This is a genomic window from Bradyrhizobium sp. USDA 4474, assembly GCF_054057515.1.
This window is the reverse complement of the sequence record NZ_JBSRZJ010000002.1, coordinates 6,302,973-6,320,866: the sequence shown is the minus strand read 5'-3', so window position 1 is coordinate 6,320,866 and position 17,894 is coordinate 6,302,973. Positions and strand designations below refer to the sequence as shown.

The 17,894-nt window shown below is 64.0% G+C and carries 18 protein-coding genes; 10 read left to right on the top strand and 8 right to left on the bottom strand.

Annotated features, from left to right (window positions below; all coding sequences use genetic code 11):
- Positions 1-10 precede the first annotated feature (10 nt).
- Together ACVW16_RS31230 and ACVW16_RS31225 are read left to right on the top strand one after the other, a co-directional pair.
- Entirely contained in the window at positions 11-1,078 is a 1,068-nt protein-coding gene (locus ACVW16_RS31230; RefSeq protein ID WP_456702827.1) for a UDP-glucuronic acid decarboxylase family protein, read from the top strand.
- Positions 1,079-1,102: 24 nt separating this feature from the next.
- Positions 1,103-2,386 carry an NRAMP family divalent metal transporter gene (locus ACVW16_RS31225; RefSeq protein ID WP_456734678.1) on the top strand — a complete coding sequence of 428 codons (1,284 nt, stop codon included), beginning with the start codon at positions 1,103-1,105 and terminating at the stop codon, positions 2,384-2,386.
- A gap of 74 nt (positions 2,387-2,460) precedes the next feature.
- On the opposite strand, the gene ACVW16_RS31220 is transcribed toward ACVW16_RS31225, so the two are convergent.
- The 6 genes from ACVW16_RS31220 to ACVW16_RS31195 form a co-directional block, all read right to left on the bottom strand.
- Positions 2,461-3,039 (bottom strand): histidine phosphatase family protein, encoded by a 579-nt coding sequence (locus ACVW16_RS31220; protein WP_456734677.1) that lies wholly within the window; start codon positions 3,037-3,039, stop codon positions 2,461-2,463.
- A gap of 62 nt (positions 3,040-3,101) precedes the next feature.
- Positions 3,102-4,193, bottom strand: a complete 1,092-nt coding sequence (locus ACVW16_RS31215; protein WP_456734676.1) for an ABC transporter ATP-binding protein — start codon at positions 4,191-4,193, stop codon at positions 3,102-3,104.
- Between the two features lie 9 nt (positions 4,194-4,202).
- Positions 4,203-5,036, bottom strand: coding sequence for a carbohydrate ABC transporter permease (locus ACVW16_RS31210; RefSeq protein ID WP_456734675.1), 834 nt, complete (start codon positions 5,034-5,036; stop codon positions 4,203-4,205).
- Between the two features lie 10 nt (positions 5,037-5,046).
- The gene (locus ACVW16_RS31205; RefSeq protein WP_456734674.1) at positions 5,047-5,997 is read right to left on the bottom strand and encodes a carbohydrate ABC transporter permease; all 951 of its coding nucleotides are present in this window, start codon (positions 5,995-5,997) and stop codon (positions 5,047-5,049) included.
- Positions 5,998-6,140: 143 nt separating this feature from the next.
- The gene (locus ACVW16_RS31200) at positions 6,141-7,403 is read right to left on the bottom strand and encodes an extracellular solute-binding protein (RefSeq protein ID WP_456702821.1); all 1,263 of its coding nucleotides are present in this window, start codon (positions 7,401-7,403) and stop codon (positions 6,141-6,143) included.
- Positions 7,400-8,326 (bottom strand): N-acetylmuramic acid 6-phosphate etherase, encoded by a 927-nt coding sequence (locus ACVW16_RS31195; RefSeq protein ID WP_456734673.1) that lies wholly within the window; start codon positions 8,324-8,326, stop codon positions 7,400-7,402. The genes ACVW16_RS31200 and ACVW16_RS31195 overlap by 4 nt, the downstream gene beginning before the upstream one ends.
- Positions 8,327-8,419: 93 nt before the next feature.
- Between ACVW16_RS31195 and ACVW16_RS31190 the strand changes: the two genes are divergently transcribed.
- The 8 genes from ACVW16_RS31190 (at position 8,420) to ACVW16_RS31155 (ending at position 16,585) form a co-directional block, all read left to right on the top strand.
- Entirely contained in the window at positions 8,420-9,304 is an 885-nt protein-coding gene (locus tag ACVW16_RS31190; protein WP_456734672.1) for a BadF/BadG/BcrA/BcrD ATPase family protein, read from the top strand.
- On the top strand, positions 9,295-10,050 hold the full coding sequence (locus ACVW16_RS31185) for a GntR family transcriptional regulator (protein WP_244546985.1): 756 nt from the start codon (positions 9,295-9,297) through the stop codon (positions 10,048-10,050). The genes ACVW16_RS31190 and ACVW16_RS31185 overlap by 10 nt, the downstream gene beginning before the upstream one ends.
- A complete protein-coding gene (locus ACVW16_RS31180; RefSeq protein ID WP_456702817.1) occupies positions 10,047-11,072 on the top strand; it encodes an SIS domain-containing protein in 1,026 nt (341 codons plus the stop codon). The genes ACVW16_RS31185 and ACVW16_RS31180 overlap by 4 nt, the downstream gene beginning before the upstream one ends.
- Positions 11,072-12,211: an N-acetylglucosamine-6-phosphate deacetylase gene (gene nagA, locus ACVW16_RS31175; protein ID WP_456734671.1), complete on the top strand. Its 1,140-nt coding sequence runs from the start codon at positions 11,072-11,074 to the stop codon at positions 12,209-12,211. The genes ACVW16_RS31180 and nagA overlap by 1 nt, the downstream gene beginning before the upstream one ends.
- A gap of 44 nt (positions 12,212-12,255) precedes the next feature.
- Positions 12,256-13,353 carry a Gfo/Idh/MocA family protein gene (locus tag ACVW16_RS31170; RefSeq protein ID WP_456734670.1) on the top strand — a complete coding sequence of 366 codons (1,098 nt, stop codon included), beginning with the start codon at positions 12,256-12,258 and terminating at the stop codon, positions 13,351-13,353.
- 238 nt (positions 13,354-13,591) lie between these two features.
- Positions 13,592-15,418, top strand: coding sequence for a potassium transporter Kup (locus ACVW16_RS31165; RefSeq protein ID WP_456738144.1), 1,827 nt, complete (start codon positions 13,592-13,594; stop codon positions 15,416-15,418).
- 82 nt (positions 15,419-15,500) lie between these two features.
- The gene (locus ACVW16_RS31160; RefSeq protein WP_092226563.1) at positions 15,501-15,797 is read left to right on the top strand and encodes a hypothetical protein; all 297 of its coding nucleotides are present in this window, start codon (positions 15,501-15,503) and stop codon (positions 15,795-15,797) included.
- Positions 15,798-15,862: 65 nt separating this feature from the next.
- Positions 15,863-16,585, top strand: coding sequence for a DUF72 domain-containing protein (locus ACVW16_RS31155; RefSeq protein ID WP_456702814.1), 723 nt, complete (start codon positions 15,863-15,865; stop codon positions 16,583-16,585).
- A 2-nt stretch (positions 16,586-16,587) separates the two neighbouring features.
- On the opposite strand, the gene ACVW16_RS31150 is transcribed toward ACVW16_RS31155, so the two are convergent.
- Together ACVW16_RS31150 and ACVW16_RS31145 are read right to left on the bottom strand one after the other, a co-directional pair.
- Positions 16,588-16,761 carry a hypothetical protein gene (locus ACVW16_RS31150; RefSeq protein WP_456702813.1) on the bottom strand — a complete coding sequence of 58 codons (174 nt, stop codon included), beginning with the start codon at positions 16,759-16,761 and terminating at the stop codon, positions 16,588-16,590.
- A gap of 19 nt (positions 16,762-16,780) precedes the next feature.
- Positions 16,781-17,857 (bottom strand): flavodoxin family protein, encoded by a 1,077-nt coding sequence (locus tag ACVW16_RS31145; protein WP_456734669.1) that lies wholly within the window; start codon positions 17,855-17,857, stop codon positions 16,781-16,783.
- Positions 17,858-17,894: the final 37 nt, after the last annotated feature.

Genomic DNA, 17,894 nt, shown 5'->3' with positions numbered 1-17,894 from the left:
GAGCAGCTTCATGACACTCCAGACCCGCATCCATGCAGCCCGACGCCCTCCGGTCGTTCTGATCGCAGGCGGCGCCGGCTTCATCGGATCCCACCTCTGCGACGCACTTCTGCAACGCGGAAACATGGTGATCTGCCTCGACAATCTGTCCACGGGCACGATCGATAATGTCCGGCCACTGCTCAACCACCCGAACTTCCGCTTCGTCGAGCACGACGTGCGCGACCAAGTCGAGATCGACGACGATATCGACAGTATCTACAGTCTGGCCTGCCCTGCCTCGCCACGGCATTACCAGACGGACCCGGTCGGGACGATGAAGACATGCGTGCTCGGCACGATCAACATGCTCGAGCTCGCGCGGCGAAAGGGGGCGCGGGTGCTTCAGGCCTCGACGAGTGAAGTCTACGGCGATCCGGAGATTCATCCACAGCCGGAATCCTATCTCGGCAACGTCAACCCGATCGGTCCACGCGCCTGCTATGACGAGGGCAAGCGCGCCGCCGAGACGCTGATGTTCGACTACCATCGCATGTATCGGACCGAGATCAAGGTCGCGCGCATCTTCAACACCTATGGTCCGCGCATGCTGGAGAATGACGGCCGCGTCGTCTCCAATTTCATCGTGCAGGCTCTGCGCGGCGAGCCGATCACCATCTACGGTGCAGGTACCCAGACACGGAGCTTCTGCTTCGTCGACGATCTCGTGCGAGGGCTCCAGCTTCTGATGCAAAGTCCCGCCTCGGTGACCGGTCCCTGCAATCTCGGCAATCCGCACGAAGTCACCATCGAGGCGATCGCACGTGAGGTGCTCACCTACACGGAATCGGCCTCGTCGCTCCGCTTTGAGGCGTTGCCGAAGGACGATCCCAAGCGGCGCAAGCCCATGATCGACACCGCGGCGCAGACGTTGGGCTGGCGCCCGCGCGTCGAACTGAAAGACGGGCTTCAGGCAACGATCGCCTATTTCGCGCTGCGGATAGCCGGGGATGCCCCGACCTTGGTACCGGCCATTGCACCACGGCGCACAGGACGCGCGACACGCAGCCAGCTGAGGATTGCCGATCCGGCGCGATGAACGTCTGGCGATCGCAGGACCGTTATGGACGCGACTAACGGCTCAGCTTCCGGCAGCAGAACCAAAGGCCTCACTCGCGCGTTCGGTCTCGGCCTCGTGACCGGCGCTGCGGATGATGATTGCTCGGCGATCGGAACCTATGCGAGCGCCGGCGCGCGGTTCGGCTACGCCTTGCTCTGGATGGCGCCGGTGACATTCCCGATGATGTTCGCCGTCGTGTTCCTCTCTGCCAAGCTCGGACGCGTCACCGGCAAGGGATTGTTTGCCGTTCTTCGCGAGCACTTCTCGCCATGGCTGATGTGGCCCGCGCTGATCGGCGTGCTGATCGGAAACGTGATCGAGGCCGGAGCGAATATCGGTGCGATGGCTGCAGCGATCAACCTGTATGTGGCGGTCCCGCATGGCGCCCTGGTTCTGGGGATTGCTGGCGCGATCCTGGTGCTGCAGATTTGGGGATCTTACACCTTCATCCGCAACATCTTCCGCTGGTTGGCTCTCTCGCTCTTCGCATATGTCGGATCGGCGGTCCTCGCATCGCCCGATCCGCCGGCCGTGCTGCGGGGCACGCTCGTTCCGCACATCCAATTCTCCAACGCGTTTCTGTCGATCCTCGTCGCGGTGATCGGCACCACACTGTCGGCCTATCTCTATACTTGGCAGTCCAATGTCGAGGTCGAGGAGCTGATTGCCGCCGGCCGCATCGACGCACGGGCGCGTCGCGCCGGCATGGGTTCCGAGCTCGCGCAGTCGCGCCGTGACATTCTGATGGGAATGGCATTCTCAAATGTCATCATGTACTTCATCATTCTTTCGACAGGGGCGACGCTGCATCAGGCCGGCCAGACTGATATCAGCACCGCGGCTGAAGCGGCCGAAGCGCTACGACCCCTGGCCGGCAACGCCGCCGCCACGCTGTTCAGCATCGGGATCATTGCCGTCGGTTTCCTCGCCGTTCCCGTGATGACCACGGGCGCAGCCTATGATTTCTGCCAGACGCTCGGTTGGAAGAGCTCGCTCAACGCGCGCCCGGCCGACGCCGGCCGGTTCTATCTCTCCATCGCCGGCTTTACGGCAGCTGCGGTGCTTCTTAATTTCCTCGGCTTCAATCCGATGAAGGCCCTGGTCTATTCAGGCATCGTGCAGGGCTTCTCGACGCCGCCGCTGATGCTCCTGATTCTGCTGATGACCAGCGACCGCAGATTGATGGGAGACGAGGTCAACAGCCCGGGCATGAAGGCGCTCGGCTGGATCACCGTCACCGCAATATTCGCGGCGACCATAGGCCTGGTCGCCAGCTGGGTGGCCTGATTGAAACCGGTCAATTCACCCGAGGCGCAGGCGGCCCTCCCCGCGTCAGCCGGCCGACATGCAGCGGGTGCGGATCACAGGTCTTCAAGACGACGCCAGGAGTGTTGCACGCGACGGCCCTCTCTGGTGAACGCAAAGAAATAACCGCCGTCGGCAGGCTGGTCGCAGGACCGATCAATCGCAACACCCATGTAATGGCAATAGAGCAGAGTGCCCACCCCGCCGTGCCCGACAAAGAGCACCTCGCCCTGATCATTCCGAGCCAGGGCCTGTTCGACCTCGCGCACGATGCGCAGTTGGGCGTCGACAGCCCGCTCCCAGCCCCGAACGCTGATCTGGGGCTGAGCAAAAAACTGATTGGCGACCGCTTGAAACTCGTCCTGCATCAGAAAGCCCGTTGCCGATCGGTCATTCTCGTGCATCGCCTTCCGGACCTCGACATCGATCTTCAGCTTTGCCGCAATGATCTCCGCGGTCTGGATGGCCTTCCGCTCGCCGCTGGCGATGATCCGCGTCGTACGCGAGAGCTGGCGCGTCGCTGTGATCGCCTCGGTGCGATGTCTGCCGATCGCGCTCAAGCCCCAGGATGGTACGGGGATCGCCGGATCAATATTCACCTGAGGATGGGTGAGATAGCGTACGATATCCGTCACGATTGATCCCTCTCGCTGCGGAGCTCGCTTGCGATCAGCCCGCGCCAACGCCGGTCGGCCGCTTAAGCATTGGTCGGACTTGATACCCGCAGGCCCGAGGCATCGAAGACGTGCACATCCCGGTTCGCCGCAGCGAGTACGATTCGCTCACCGGGCGTCGGCGTCTGGCGACCGCGGACTTCGGCAACGAACAGCCTGTCGTCGGCGCGACGCACATAGGCGAAGGAGGATTCGCCGAGACGTTCGACCAGTTCGACGACGCCTTCCACGGTGAAGGAACCGTCCTCTCGCCTGCCAAGATGCTCCGGACGAACGCCGACCGTCAGCGTATCGCCCATCTTCAATGAGGTCGCCGGCAGGTCGAAGCTGCGAAAGCCGCCTCCGTCCACACGCGCGCATGCACCTTCGACGCTGGCAACCTTAGCATCGAAGAAATTCATCGCAGGCGAGCCGATGAAGCCCGCGACGAACAGGTTGGCGGGTGCATAATAGAGATCCAGCGGCCTGCCGACCTGCTCGATGCAACCCTTGTTCATCACGACGATACGATCGGCGAGAGTCATCGCCTCGACCTGGTCGTGCGTGACATAGACGATGGTCGACTTCAGCATTCGATGGAGATTCGCGATCTCGACGCGCGTCGAGACGCGCAGGGCCGCATCGAGATTCGAGAGCGGCTCATCAAACAGGAAAACGGCAGGCTCGCGCACGATCGCGCGGCCAATGGCAACGCGCTGACGCTGGCCGCCGGAGAGATCACGCGGATAGCGCCCGAGCAACTCGTCGAGCCGCAGCATGCGGGCCGCTTCCGTGACGCGCCGCTCGCGTTCGGCAGGCGGCACCCCGGTGAATTTCAACCCGAACGTCATGTTCTTGCGCACGTTCATGTGAGGATAGAGCGCATAGGACTGGAACACCATCGCGATGCCGCGATCGGCAGGTGCGAGCGTGTTGACGAGTTTGTCGGCGATATGAATGTCGCCGCCCGATGCACCGTCGAGCCCGGCAATCATCCGCAGAAGCGTCGACTTGCCGCAGCCTGACGGCCCCACGAGAACGACGAACTCGCCATCCTCGATCTTCAAATTGACGTCGTTAAGCACCGTGGTCGCGCCATAACGCTTGTGGAGGTGCTCGATGCGCAGATTGGCCATTCTGACAACCTATTTGACCGCGCCGGAGGTGAGGCCTGCGATGAGTTGGCGCGAGAGGATCACGTAGATGATGACGACCGGCAGGATCGCCATCGACAGTGCGGCGAGCACCGAATTCCAGTCGGTGATGTACTGGCCCAGAAACTGCTGCACGCCCAGCGTGACCGTATGCGTGGAGTCACTCGAGGTCAGGATCAACGGAAACCAAAGGTCGTTCCAGATCGGCACGATGGTGAAGACCGCGACCGTCGCGATCGCCGGGCGCAGCAGAGGGGCGACCACCTCGAAGAAGATGCGGGTTTCCGGCACGCCGTCGCAGCGCGCGGCGTCGCGCAAGTCCTTGGGAATTTGCTGAATGAACTCGCTCAATATGAAGATCGACATCGGCAGGCCTTGCGCGACATAGACGAGGATCAAGGCGGTCAGCGTGTCGTTGAGGCCGGCAGACCGCATCATGTTGAGGATCGCGACGGAGCCAAGCCGGATCGGCACCATGATGCCGATCGACAGGAACAGTGCCAGCGCCGTCGAACCGCGAAAGCGGTATTCGGTCAGCGCCCAGGCCGCCATCGCGCCGAACAGCAGCACGAGCGCCATGCTGACGAGGGTCACCATCAGCGAATTCGAATAGTAGGTCAGGATATGGGAGGAGCGGAAAACCTTCTCATAGCCGATGAGGCTGAAGGTCGCGGCCTCCGGCGGCGCGAGCGGGCTGCCGAAGATGGCGTTGCGCACCTTGAACGAATTCATCACCACGAGCAGGATTGGACCGACCGCAAGGAGGCTATAGGCGATCAGGACGACGTGGACGCCGAGGCTTCTTGCACGCTGCTCCGTCGTCATGCCAGCTACCTCAGAAAGCGTAACGGCGAATGCGCCGCTGCACGAAGAAGAGATACAGGCAAAGGCCGACGAGAATGATGAAAAACATCACGGTCGCGACCGCTGAGCCCATGGTCGGATTGCCGAGCTGGAGCTGATTGCCGAAGAAGGTGCGGTAGAAAAACGTGCCCAGGATGTCGGTGGCGAAATTCGGCCCCGCGAGCGCGCCCTTGACCGAGTAGATCAGATCGAAAGCGTTGAAGTTGGCGACAAAGGTCAAGACCGAGACCAGGCTGATCGTCGGCAGGACGAGCGGAAGCTTGATGTGGAAGAAGATGCGAAACTGTCCGAGTCCGTCGACGCGTGCCGCATCGATCAACTCGTCGGGGATGTTGAGCAGCGCGGCGTAGATCAACATCATCGGAATGCCGACGAATTGCCAGACAGAGATGAGGGACAGGGTGACGAGTGCGCTCGATTCGAGCCCCAGCCAGGGAGCGAACAGTGAGCCCAGCCCCACGGCCTTCAACGCGCCGGCCGCGACGCCCCAGAGCGGGGAAAGGATCAGATTCCAGGAGAAGCCGACGATGACGACCGAAAGCATCGTGGGGAGAAACATCACGGTGCGATAAAAACCCCTGAGCCTCAGGCCGGGCAGACTCAGCAATCCCGCGAGTGCGATGCCAACGGGATTCTGAACACACATATGCACGGCGAAGAATATCAGATTGTTGCCGAGGGCATTCCAGAACGGCTTCGACCACAGCGCGTCACCGAGCAGCGTTTTGAAGTTGGCAAGCCCGACGAAAGACCGGGCGCCGGACGGATCGCTTGTGTAGGTGGATAGCGCCATGGTCGCGACGAGCGGATAGATCGAGAACAAGGTGTAGATCGCGACCGCCGGTCCGAGAAAGAACAGCAGAAGGCCCGCGAGCTTGGCGCGAGGCATCTGAGCGGTGATGTTCGAGACCGATTCGGGCATGACGGAAAAGATTGAACCTACCGTGCGCTATCGTCCCTCTCCGCGCTTGAGGCTTGCGCCATGGGCTCGCGGCGGGTGCAGCAACTATCGAACCAAACGAGAAAAATTCCCTCTCCCCGCCAAAGCGGAGAGAGGGACTGGTATCACTTGGCGGGCTTGTACCACTTGTCGAGGCCATCCTGCAGTTGCTTGCCGGCGGCCTCGGGCGTCAGCTTGCCGTTGACGACCTGCGCCGAAACGTTCCAAAGCTCGTTTTCCAGATTCGGCGTGCCGCGCGACAGGATCTGATACGAGTTGCGGATCGTCGACTTGCAGGTCTGACGCCATCCGACCATCGTCGCCGCGACGTCGTCGTCGACCTTCACCGGAGTCTTGGCGAGGGGGAAGAAGCCTGGAAGCGCATTGGCGTAGATCGTCGCGAATTCCGGCGTGGTCAGCCATTCCAGGAACTTCTTGGCGTCGTCCTTGTTCTTCGACGCTGCGTTGACGCCCATCGCGATGTCGGTGTGATCGGAAATGTAGCAATCCGTCGTGCCGGCCGGCTGCGGCGGCGGGAATGCACCCATGGCGAACTTCGCCTGTCCGCGGAACGTCGAGATGTCCCACGAGCCAGCCGCATAGATCGCGCCCTTGCCGAGCGAGAACAGGTTCTGACTGTCAGCATAGGTCTGCGCCTGAAAGCCCGACCCGAGATAGGGCGCCCAGCTTGCGATCTCCTTGAAGGCCGCGATGTATTGCGGATCCGTCAGCTTCTCCTTGCCCGCAATCAGGTTGGCGCGACCGGTCTCGCCCTTCCAATAGTCGGGACCGATGTTCTGGAATCCCATGGTCGCGGCCTCCCACTGGTCCGCCGTGCCCATCACCAGCGGGACATAGGTCCCGTCCTTCTTCAGCTTGTCGAGCACGGCGTGGAATTCCTCGAGCGTCTTCGGCTCGGACACGCCGACCTTGGCGAAGGCTTCCTTGTTGTAGATGAACCCCGCGATGACGGACGCGATCGGCACGCAGAAGGTGGTTTTGCCGTCATCGGTTTGCCATGCGGCCTTCGCGACATCGGAGAAATTGTCCATGCCATTGAGGCCGTCGACCGCGTCGAGCTGATGCTTCTGATAGAGCGCGAGCGAGGCGTCGAACGGACGGCATGTGATGAGGTCGCCGGCGGTGCCGCCATCGAGCCGCGCGTTGAGGGCGGCGTTGTATTCCTTGGGCGCCGATGGCGCGAACTCGATCTTGATGTCGGGATAATGCTTATTGAAGGCGGGAATGATCTTCGAGTTCCAGATGTCGGCATCGTCGTTGCGCCAGCTCTCGATCTTCAACGAGCCTGCCTGGGCCGACGCAAGCCCCGCAAGCAACGCCAACGCGGCAACCTCAGCTCCCATTGCAGCCTTGAATGTCCGTCTCATCCTACGCTCCCTTGTTCGGGTTTTCGCCCGTGATTCCATTGACGCAACGCTGCGTCGATCCGACCTTCCGCAACAGCGAGCCGCCCGACGGCTTCGCTCATGCTGACGATACCGCAGGCAATCAGGATTGCCGGCTTGACCTCGCCGCCGGCCTGCCGCAGCGCCGCTTCCGCCTTGGCATCGCTGACGCCGGCGATTGTTGCGACGATCCCCCGCGCCCGTTCGCGCAATTTGGCATTGTCGGCCTTCAGGTTGACCATGAGGCCCTGGTGGATGTGTCCCAAATCGAATCCCATCAGTGATGAGAGCATGCCGAGCGCGGCCTTTTGCGCTGCGCCGGCCGCAAGCCGGGTCGAGCCGCGCAGCGCCTCCTCCCCGCTTTCGAGCAGAATCGACACGTCGGCACCGACGAGCAAGGGTGAACCTAGCCGATGCGCGATCGCGACCACGAAAGCGCCGCGGCGACGCGCCGCGGCGGCGGCTGCGACGGTGAACGGCGTCGAGCCACTCGCCGATACGACAATCACGGCATCCCGGGAGAGATCGCCGAGCGCTGTCATAGCCCGCTCGCCGGCTGCGGCATCGTCCTCCGCGGCGCCATCAATGCGGAACGGCTCGGCGATGCCGCCGGGCAGAACAATTGCGATACGGCCCTCATCGAGGCCGAAGGTACCGGGAAGCTCGGCGGCATCTTCGGCGGCCGCAAGACCGGAGGAGCCTGCGCCCGCATAGACCAGACGCCCGCCTGCTCGCCAGATCGCAGCAAGGCGAAGCGCGGCGGCGCGGATGTCGCCGGTGGCAGCCGTCACGGAAGCGATCGCCCGACGGTAGGATGCGAGCATCGCCTCAGCGAACAGCGCCTCGGCGCCGGTCGTACCGCCGCGCGCCTCCCCGTCCGCCTCCGAGCTCCGCAGTACCGACATCGTGAATACCAATGGTAGATACCTCTTGTATTTGTTTTAGCCACGTGACATACCTCTTGTCTAGAGGCGTTAAGAAATTTTTTAGGAGGCTCCTTGGCGACGGCGACGGCCCAGTTCTTTCTCGGTGTGGACGGCGGCGGGACGCGCTGCCGCGCGAGACTGCGGGATTCGTCGGGCCGCGAGCTCGGGCATGGCCTCGGGCCGGCTTCGAACATCTATCTCGATTTCGACGAGGCCATGCGCGTCGTCCGCGAAACGATGGACTCCGCAATTGCTGCCGGCGCGCCAAGGCACGAGATCGCCGTCGGGCTCAGCCTTGCCGGGCTTTCGGATGACAAGGAAGCAGAGCGCGTCTCCGCCGCCCTGCCCGGTTTTGCGCGCATCGTCGCGGTCAATGATGCGGTCGCAGCCTGCGTCGGCGCCAATGGCCTCGGTGACGGCGGCCTGATCATCGCGGGCACCGGCTCGGCGGGCATCGCGCGCGTCGGAGCTCGAACGGCCATCATCGGCGGCCGCGGTTTCTGGCTCGGCGACGACGGATCTGCCGCGCGCCTCGGCGAGTCGGCGCTGCGCGCGACGCTGCGGGCGATCGATGGCCTCGAGCCGATGAGCGGGCTTGCGCAGGCGCTCGCGCGCCATTTCGGTGACGATCCATTGCGGATGAGCCGCTGGGCAGCGGACGCGAGGCCCAGAGACTACGGCGCCTTCGCGCCCCAGATCCTGGACGTCGCCAGGTCAGGGGATATGCGCGCGCGTGAAATCGTCGGCGAAGCAGCCAGCGCGATTGCAGCGCTCGCGAACGCGCTGAGCGCCCTCGGCGCCGAGCGCATCGCGCTTGCCGGCGGCTTCGGCGAGCCCTTGCGTCCCTTTTTGCCGCCTGATGTGGCCAAGCGCCTCGCTCCGCCGCGGCGCGACGCGGTCGACGGCGCGATCCTGCTCGCCGGCGGAACGCTCCCGGAGGACGCGGCATGTCCCTGACGGTCGAAACCGCGCCGGGCCAGAAACTCTATCGTGCCGTGGTCGACGCGCTTCGGCGCGAGATCGAGACGGGACGCTTCGCGGAGACGCAATTGCTTCCGGCCGAGCGCATATTGTGCGATCTGCTCGACGTGTCGCGAACCACGCTGCGCAAGGCGATTGCCGATCTGATCGCCGAGGGCGTGCTGTTTCACCGCCATGGCGCCGGCACTTTCATCCATCGCGCGACCCCGCGCGTCGAGCAGCCCTCGTCGCGCCTGACGAGCTTCACGGAAGACATGCGGCTGCGCGGATTGGAGGCGAGTTCGCGCGAGCTCGAACGCGGGGTGTTCCTGCCGACGCCGGAAGAGGCCATGATGCTTGGCGTGCGGCCGAACGAACGCGTATTCCGGCTCGGGCGCCTGCGCCTGGCCGACGGTTCACCGATGGCGATCGAACGCGCCGCCGTGCCGATACGCTTTCTTCCCGAACAGAACTCCGTCGGCGGCTCGCTTTACGAGGCGCTCTCCGCGCGCGGCTTCAGGCCCGCGCGGGGCCTGCAGCGCTTGCGCGCGACCCTCGTTGATCAAGCGGATGCGGAATTGCTCGGGGTCGCACCGGACAGCCCGGCGCTCTATATCCAGCGCATCGCCTATCTCGCCGATGGATCCTGCGTCGAATTCACGAAATCCTGGTACCGCGCCGACGCCTACGACTTCGTCTCCGAGCTCACGCTGTCGCCGCCGGCCCGAAAGGCGCACCGATGACGACGCACATGCTTCAGGAGATCGGCGAGGCAGGCGATGCGGTCGCGCGCCAGCTGGGCCAGAATGCCGAGCGGCTCGCTGAGCTCGGGACGCGTCTGCGCGCCCTCGATCCGCCTGTCGTCACGACCATTGGCCGCGGCTCGTCCGACTGCTGCGCGCTCTATCTGAAATACCTCGTCGAGATCGTTTCGGGGGTGCCCTGTGCCTCCATCGGCCCCTCGATCGCGACGCTTTATCGCACGCCCATGCGGCTCGAAGGCGGCGTTTCCGTCGCGATCTCGCAATCGGGACGCAGCCCGGACATCATCGAAATGCAGCGCGCCGCGCGAAGTGGCGGTGCGCTGGCCGTCGCGCTGGTCAACGACGTGGCCTCACCGCTGGCGCAAGGGGCCGAAGTGCTGCTGCCATTGTGCGCCGGCACGGAACGTTCCGTCGCCGCGACCAAATCGATGGTGGCGGGCCTCGTCGCGGGCGCGAGCCTCGTCGCGGCCTGGCGCGAGGATCGGCTGCTCACAGACGCTCTCACCGGCCTGCCGGATGTGCTGCGCGGACAAGCGGCGCCGCCGCCCGCGGCGATGCTGGAACAACTCGCCAATGCGCGCAGCGCTTTCGTGCTGGGCCGCGGCGCCACGCTCGCGATCGCCGCGGAGGCGGCGCTGAAGCTCAAGGAAACCTGCGCGATTCATGCCGAGGCCTACTCCGCCGCCGAGGTACTGCATGGCCCGGCTGAACTTGTGGCCTCAGGCTTTCCCGTCATCGCCTTCGTGCCGTCGGACGCGGCGCGCGAAGGCATGCTGCCGACGCTCACGGCTCTCGCCGATGCCGGCGCCACGGTGATTGCAATCGAGGCGGGCGGCGGTGACGAGGCGCATCGCCTCGCCACGGCAAAGGTCGAGGCGACCCTGCTGGAGCCGATCGTCATGATCCACCGCTTCTACCGCCTTGTCGAGGCGCTTGCGCTTCGCCTCGGTCGCGATCCTGACCGCCCGCGCAATCTGCGCAAGGTGACGGAGACCGTCTGATGATCGTTCTGTCCGGCGCGCGAATTTTCGACGGCGAACGCTTTCTCGATGACCATGCCGTTGTCATCGAAGGCGAGCGCATCGCCGCAATCGTCCCTTACTCCGAGAGGCCTGACGGTGCCGTGCGCGATCTCGGCGGCGGCCTGCTTGCGCCCGGCTATATCGACGTCCAGGTCAATGGTGGCGGCGGGGTCCTGTTCAACGAGGATCCGACGCCCGAAGGCATCGCCCGCATCGCCGCCGCACATCGCAGATACGGGACCGTCGGGCTGCTGCCGACGCTGGTCACCGATGCGCCGCAAGTGATGGCGTCGGCGATTGCCGCAACGCGCGAGGCACGGCATCTGACCCGGGCGACCCTCGGCATCCATCTGGAAGGGCCGTTCCTCGACCCGCGCCGCAAGGGCGCGCACGAGCTGAAATACATCCGCAGCCTCGAGGCCAGCGACCTCACGACGATCGCCAACGCGAATTGCGGCGCGGTCATGCTGACGCTCGCACCCAATCGGATCAGCGTGGAAAGCATCGCCGAACTCGCCGGGCACGGCGTGCTCGTCTCGCTCGGCCATTCGGAAGCGAGCTACGAGGAGGCGCGCGCCGCCGTCGGCGCGGGCGCGCGCGCGTTCACCCATTTGTTCAATGCGATGAGTGCGCCGGTCGGACGCGAGCCGGGTATGGTTGGTGCCGCGCTCGATCTCGACGAAGCGTTCGTCGGCATCATCGCCGATGGCCATCATGTCCACGCGGCGAACCTGCGCGTCGCCCTTGCCGCCAAGCGGCACGATCGGTTCATGTTGATCACCGACGCGATGCCGCCGGCCGCCGGTGGACCCGACAATTTCGATCTCCAGGGCCGCCGCGTGACGTGCGCAGACGGCTGCCTGCGCCTCGACGACGGAACGCTCGCCGGTTCGGTTCTGACAATGGACGGGGCCGTGCGCTATGCAGTCAATGTCGTGGGGCTCGATCTCGCCGATGCCCTCGCAATGGCGTCGCGCGTTCCGGCGACATTTCTGCGGCGTGAAACCGAGCTCGGCCGCATCGCGCCCGGATGTCTGGCGAGCCTCGTGCATCTCGGCGACGACTTGCGCGTGCTCCAAACCTGGATCGAGGGTAGCCCATCTGCTGGCAATTCCTGATTCACGGATCGACCTGGCATTGTTTCGACTGAAGGATTTGAGCCATGCCCTCGCCAACCGTTTCGACCGAACAGCGAGTTCGCGTTCTCGTCGTTGGCCTCGGCACCATGGGAACCAGCCACGCCCGCGCCTACAGAGCGATCGAAGGCTTCGAGCTCGCAGGCCTCTGCACCTCCCGTGCGGCCGAGCGCCACGACCTCGAGGGCGAGTTTCCCGGTGTGCCGCGTTTCGAACGATACGAAGAGGCTCTCGCGACGCTGCGTCCGGATGCCGTCGCGATTTGTACCTACACCGAACATCACGCCGCCATGGCGCTTCAGGCTTTCGCGGCCGGCGCGCATGTGTTCTGCGAAAAGCCCCTCGCCGACACCCTGGTATCAGCCAGGCGCGTGGTCGACGCCGCGCGGACGAGCGGAAAGGCGCTGCTGATCGGCTACATCCTGCGCGTCCACCCGTCATGGTCGCGCTTCGTCGAGATCGGCCGTACGCTCGGAAAGCCGCTCGTCCTGCGCATGAACCTCAACCAGCAATCGGACGGCTCCTTCTGGGAGGTCCACAAGAAGCTCATGCTGTCGACTTCGCCGATCGTCGATTGCGGCGTCCACTATGTCGACATCATGTGCCAGGTGACGCGCGCGCGTCCTGTCATGGTCCATGCCGTCGGGGCGCGGCTCACGGACGAGATCGCGCCCGACATGCACAATTACGGCCATCTTCACATCGTGTTCGACGACGGATCGGTCGGCTGGTACGAGGTCGGCTGGGGACCGATGATGAGCGAGACCGCTCATTTCGTGAAGGACATCATCGGGCCGAACGGCAGCGTGTCGATCGTTGCGAAGGAGAGCACCGGGCCGGCTGCGAGTTCGGCGGACCACGACAGCCATACCCAGACCAACGCGCTTCGTATTCATTACGCGGCTCGTACCCCCGGGGGGCGTTTCGCAAGGCAGGACGAACTCCTCTCGACTGCCGACGAACCCCACCACCAGGAGCTCTGCGAGCGCGAGCAGCGGCTGTTTCTCGGGGCGATCCGCGGCGAGATCGACCTGTCCGAACATCACGAGGACGCGATCAACTCACTGCGGATCGTCTTTGCCGCGGACGAGAGCGTTCGCAGCGGTGAAGCCGTCCGCCTGTAGGTCGGCCGCACGTTGCACCGTGCACGATGGGAACTCCGCCAGTGAATCGGAACAATCCCGGCGGCGCGCGTTAACCGGTCATGCCCAGCGACCGATTCAATCCGGTGGATCACGACACAACATCCGAACGATCCCGTTCGGCCTGATGTCTAGCACCTCGACATCAGCTCTTTGCGCCAAAACCGGCGGGACCGGTTCCCCCCAAGCTCGCGTCGAACGATCGCCAAGTCCCTCCACGATCCTGCTTGCACTCGGGATCGTCTACGGCGATCTGGGCACGAGCCCCCTGTATACGTTGCAAACGATCAGGCAGATCATGGGCCAGGACTTCTCCGCGGAGGCAGCGCTCGGCTCGCTGTCGCTGATCATCTGGGCCCTGATCATCACCATCTCGATCAAATACGGCCTCTTCGTCATGCGCGCCGACAATCACGGCGAAGGTGGCATCCTGGCGCTGATGGCGATCACGGGGACACGCGGGTCGCGTCGAGGGCGCTGGTTGATCATGGCCGGGCTGTTCGGCGCCGCCTTGATCTACGGCGATGGCATCATCACGCCGGCCATCTCGGTCTTGAGTGCCGTCGAAGGCTTGAACGTGGCGACGTCGGTCTTCAAGCCGTACACGATGCCGATCGCGGTCGCGATCCTCACCGGGCTGTTCGCGCTCCAGAGCCGCGGCACGGCAATCGTCGGACGGGCATTCGGCCCGATCATGCTGCTCTGGTTTATCACGATGGGAGTGCTCGGGTTGCTGGGCATCGCCCGTCATGTCGGTGTACTGGCCGCACTCAACCCGAGCTACGGCATCAAGCTGCTCTTCGATCACGGCCGCGTCGGCTTCGCCCTGCTTGGCGGCGTGTTTCTCGCCCTGACCGGCGGCGAGGCGCTTTATGCAGACATGGGACATGTCGGCCGGGCCCCCATCAGGCTCGCCTGGTTCAGCATCGTGCTCCCGGGCCTGGTCCTGAACTATGCCGGGCAAGTCGGCAATTTCGTCGATGCGCCAAACAATGACGGCAATCCTTTCTTCCTGCTGGCGCCGGCCTGGGCGGTCTACCCGCTGGTCCTTCTTGCAACGCTGGCGACGATCATTGCCAGCCAGGCCATCATCACCGGCTCGTTCTCGATGACCAGGCAAGCCATGCAGCTCGGCTGGTTTCCGGGCGTCCAGATCTTCCAGACTTCCGCCGACCAATACGGTCAGATCTACGCTCCGTTCGTGAACTGGACCATGATGATCCTGACCATCGCGCTCACGATCGGATTTGGCAGCTCGGACCGTCTTGCGGGTGCGTACGGGACCGCCGTCTCCACCACCATGGTGCTCACCACGGTGCTCTTGTTCGCAGTCATGCACGCGCGCTGGCATTGGAGCATCTGGCGATCGATCGCCCTGGCCGGTGCCCTCGGCATCGTCGATCTGGCATTCTTTGGAGCCAACCTGCTCAAGATCCTGGACGGAGGATGGATACCCCTCGCCTTCGGTGCGCTGGTGTTTACCGCCATGCTCGTTTGGCACGACGGCGTCGCCAGGCTGCATCGCCGGAATGCCGCGCGCTCGGAGCCAATCGAAGCATTCATCACCCGGCTCGCCGAGGAAAATATCGCGCGGATCTCGGGGACCGGCGTGTTCCTGACGCGCCTTGGCACGGGGGTGCCGCCGATGATCGTCAATTACGTGAGACAGACCCGGTCGCTGCATCAGACCGTGATCGCCCTCACCGTCAGTTTCGAAGCCGTGCCGCGCATCAGCGCGCCCGATCGCGTCAAATGCGAGCAGCTCGGCGAAGGCGTGTGGCACATGATGGTCCGTTTCGGCTTCGTCGAGATTCCCGATCTTCCCTCCGTCATCGCACAGGCAAAACGCGAGGGGCTGCCCGCCTGGGAGCGGCCCACCTACTATGTCGAGCGATACGATCCGGTCAATCGCCCCGGCAGCTCACTGCTGTCGCGCTGGCGAACGAGCCTGTTCGGCTTCATGGTTCGCAATTCCGCACATGCCGTGGATCGGTTCCAGATGCCCAGCAATGCGCTGGTCGAACTCGGCCGCAGGATAGAGTTGTGATCGCGGCTGGCTTCGTGGGCGCACGCAGCCGATGTCGGAACCAACCCCCTGATTCGTGCTTTAGGATTCCAGGAGGATCAACATGGCACGCACAGCAACCTGGAAGCGGCCCGGCTCGCCGATCGGCAAGAAGGGACCGCGCAAAGCAAACCCTTCGTACAAGCGTCGCTCGCGTCAGCCGTGGTCGACGGCCGACGTCAAGATGTTGCGGCAGCTCGCGAAGGGAAATACGCCCACCGGCGTCATGAGCATCAAGCTTCAGCGCCCGATCGCCGCGATCCGCAGCAAGGCGCAACGCGAAGGTATCTCGCTCAAGCCGGTCAATCGTTCGCCCTATAATCGCCGCGCGACCAAGGCTCGCGCGACCAAGCGGCGCTAACGGCCGAGGGCGTTGTTCGCAGGAGACTCGGCTCGATCGACCGCGACCAACAGCGGCTATCAGAGATGTCACGCGTACTGATCGGTACTTCCGGCTGGCACTACGATTCATGGCGCGGTCCCTTCTTTCCGGATGGCCTGCCTCTGAAAGAGCAGCTTCGCTACTATGCCAGCCGGTTCGAGACGACCGAGCTCAACGGCGTGTTCTACCGGACACCGACACCGCAAGCCGTGAAGGCATGGCGGGATCAGACGGATGAGGATTTTGTCTTCACCTGGAAGGCATCCAAATTCATCACGCATTGGAAGCGCCTGTCCGACGCCAGCGAAAACAGCCTCGCATTGCTGGAGGATCGCATCTCCTCTTTGGGCGGCAAAGCCGGACCGATCCTGTTTCAGTTGCCGCCCCGGTTCGAGGCAAATCCCGACAGGCTCGCATCGTTCTTCAAGCTGCTCACCAAGAAGCGCCGCTATAGCTTCGAATTTCGACACCCAAGCTGGTACCAACCCCGCATTCTCAGGATGCTCGCTGACCAGAACATCTCGCTCTGCCTGTCGGACCATCACGATGCACCGGCGCCCTGGAAGCGTACGGCAGATTTCGTCTATGTGCGCGGCCACGGCCCGGGCGGACGCTATTACGGCCACTATGGCCGCTCGACACTGACGCAATGGGCGCGGCGCATCACATCCTGGAAGCGGCAAGGCTGCGACGTCTATGTCTATTTCGACAACGACCAGAAGAGCGCGGCCCCTGCCGATGCGCTGAAGCTCAAGGCGATGCTTTAGCGCTATGGGCCGCCGGCGACCGAGCCGACGATCACCATGACGAGGTCGGCCAAGTCGATCTTTCCGTTGACGATCAGCTCTTCCGCAGAGCCCTCGACCTTCAGCGCCTGCGGCCGGTTGGCCGCCTGACGCTTGAGCTCTCCGACGATGGCTTCCCTGAGCTTCTCTTCCAGCATTCGTCGTCCTTTCAGGCGGTCATTTCGGGGCCGGCTCTTCGAGACCGGCACCCGGTTCCAACAGCTGCCCGCTCCGGGCGAGCTTCACAGCGCGGCCAAGCGTCTTGGCTGCATTCAGCACCTCCTGCTGAAACGCACGATCTTCGTCCAGCTCCCGGTGAGAGGTCGCATATGGCTCCATGTAGCCGACGTAGCCGTCCATCTCACCGAAGCGGCCCGTGGAGATCAGATGCATGTCGGTCAGCCAGTCGGACAGCGTTCGGCGAACGCCCTCGGCGCCGACGCTGTCGCCGTGAACGATGAGGCCGAAATGGCGGCCGGCGAGATGACGCGGATAGGGCCAGCCCTTCAGCTCCAGCGCCTTTGCTTCGGCGGCCTTCTTGCCGTGCGTCGATGTCGGGTCCGGATTGCCGCCGTCGGCGCAGACCAGCCGATCCATCATCGCCTTGAGACCGCCCGGCACGTGATACCAGTTCACCGGCGTCACGATCAGGATGCCATGCGCGGCAACCCAGAGCGGATAGATCTCGTTCATCCAGTCGCTGGTCTGGCCCAGCGAATAGTTCGGATAGCAACTGCACGGCCAGTGGCAGAGCGGCATGGCGGTGGAGACGCAGGATTTGCAGGGATGAATGTGCTTGCCGAACTCGGACGTCAGGCGGGAGAGATCGAGGATGTCGACGGCAAAGCCCATCTCGGTGAAAACCGGCTCGGCGAGCTTGACCATCCGCCACGTCTTGGACATCTCGCCGGGACAGGTGTGCTCGCTGCGCGCCGAGCCGTTGATGAGGAGAATGCGCGGCGTCGCTCCGGCATCGTCGTGCCGCCGCTGCGCTTCGAGGACGGCATCGCGCGCGGCCAGCCAGTCGACGGCGAGATCGTAGTCGGGATCAGCAAAGCCTGCGCCCGCCTTGCGCGTCATCGGCGCCTTGCGCGAATGGCTATAGGCATCCCAGGCGGCGCCGACGATTGCGCCGAGTTCGCGAGCGAGCGGAGCGAAGGCAGGATCGACGAACTGGCTCTTGTAGCGGCTTTCGAATTCCTCACGCGACAGCTTGACGGGCGGCATCCCCTTGCGAACGTCTGGATCCGCCATGCTGGGTCCTCGATCGATTGGTCCGATCCGACCAACC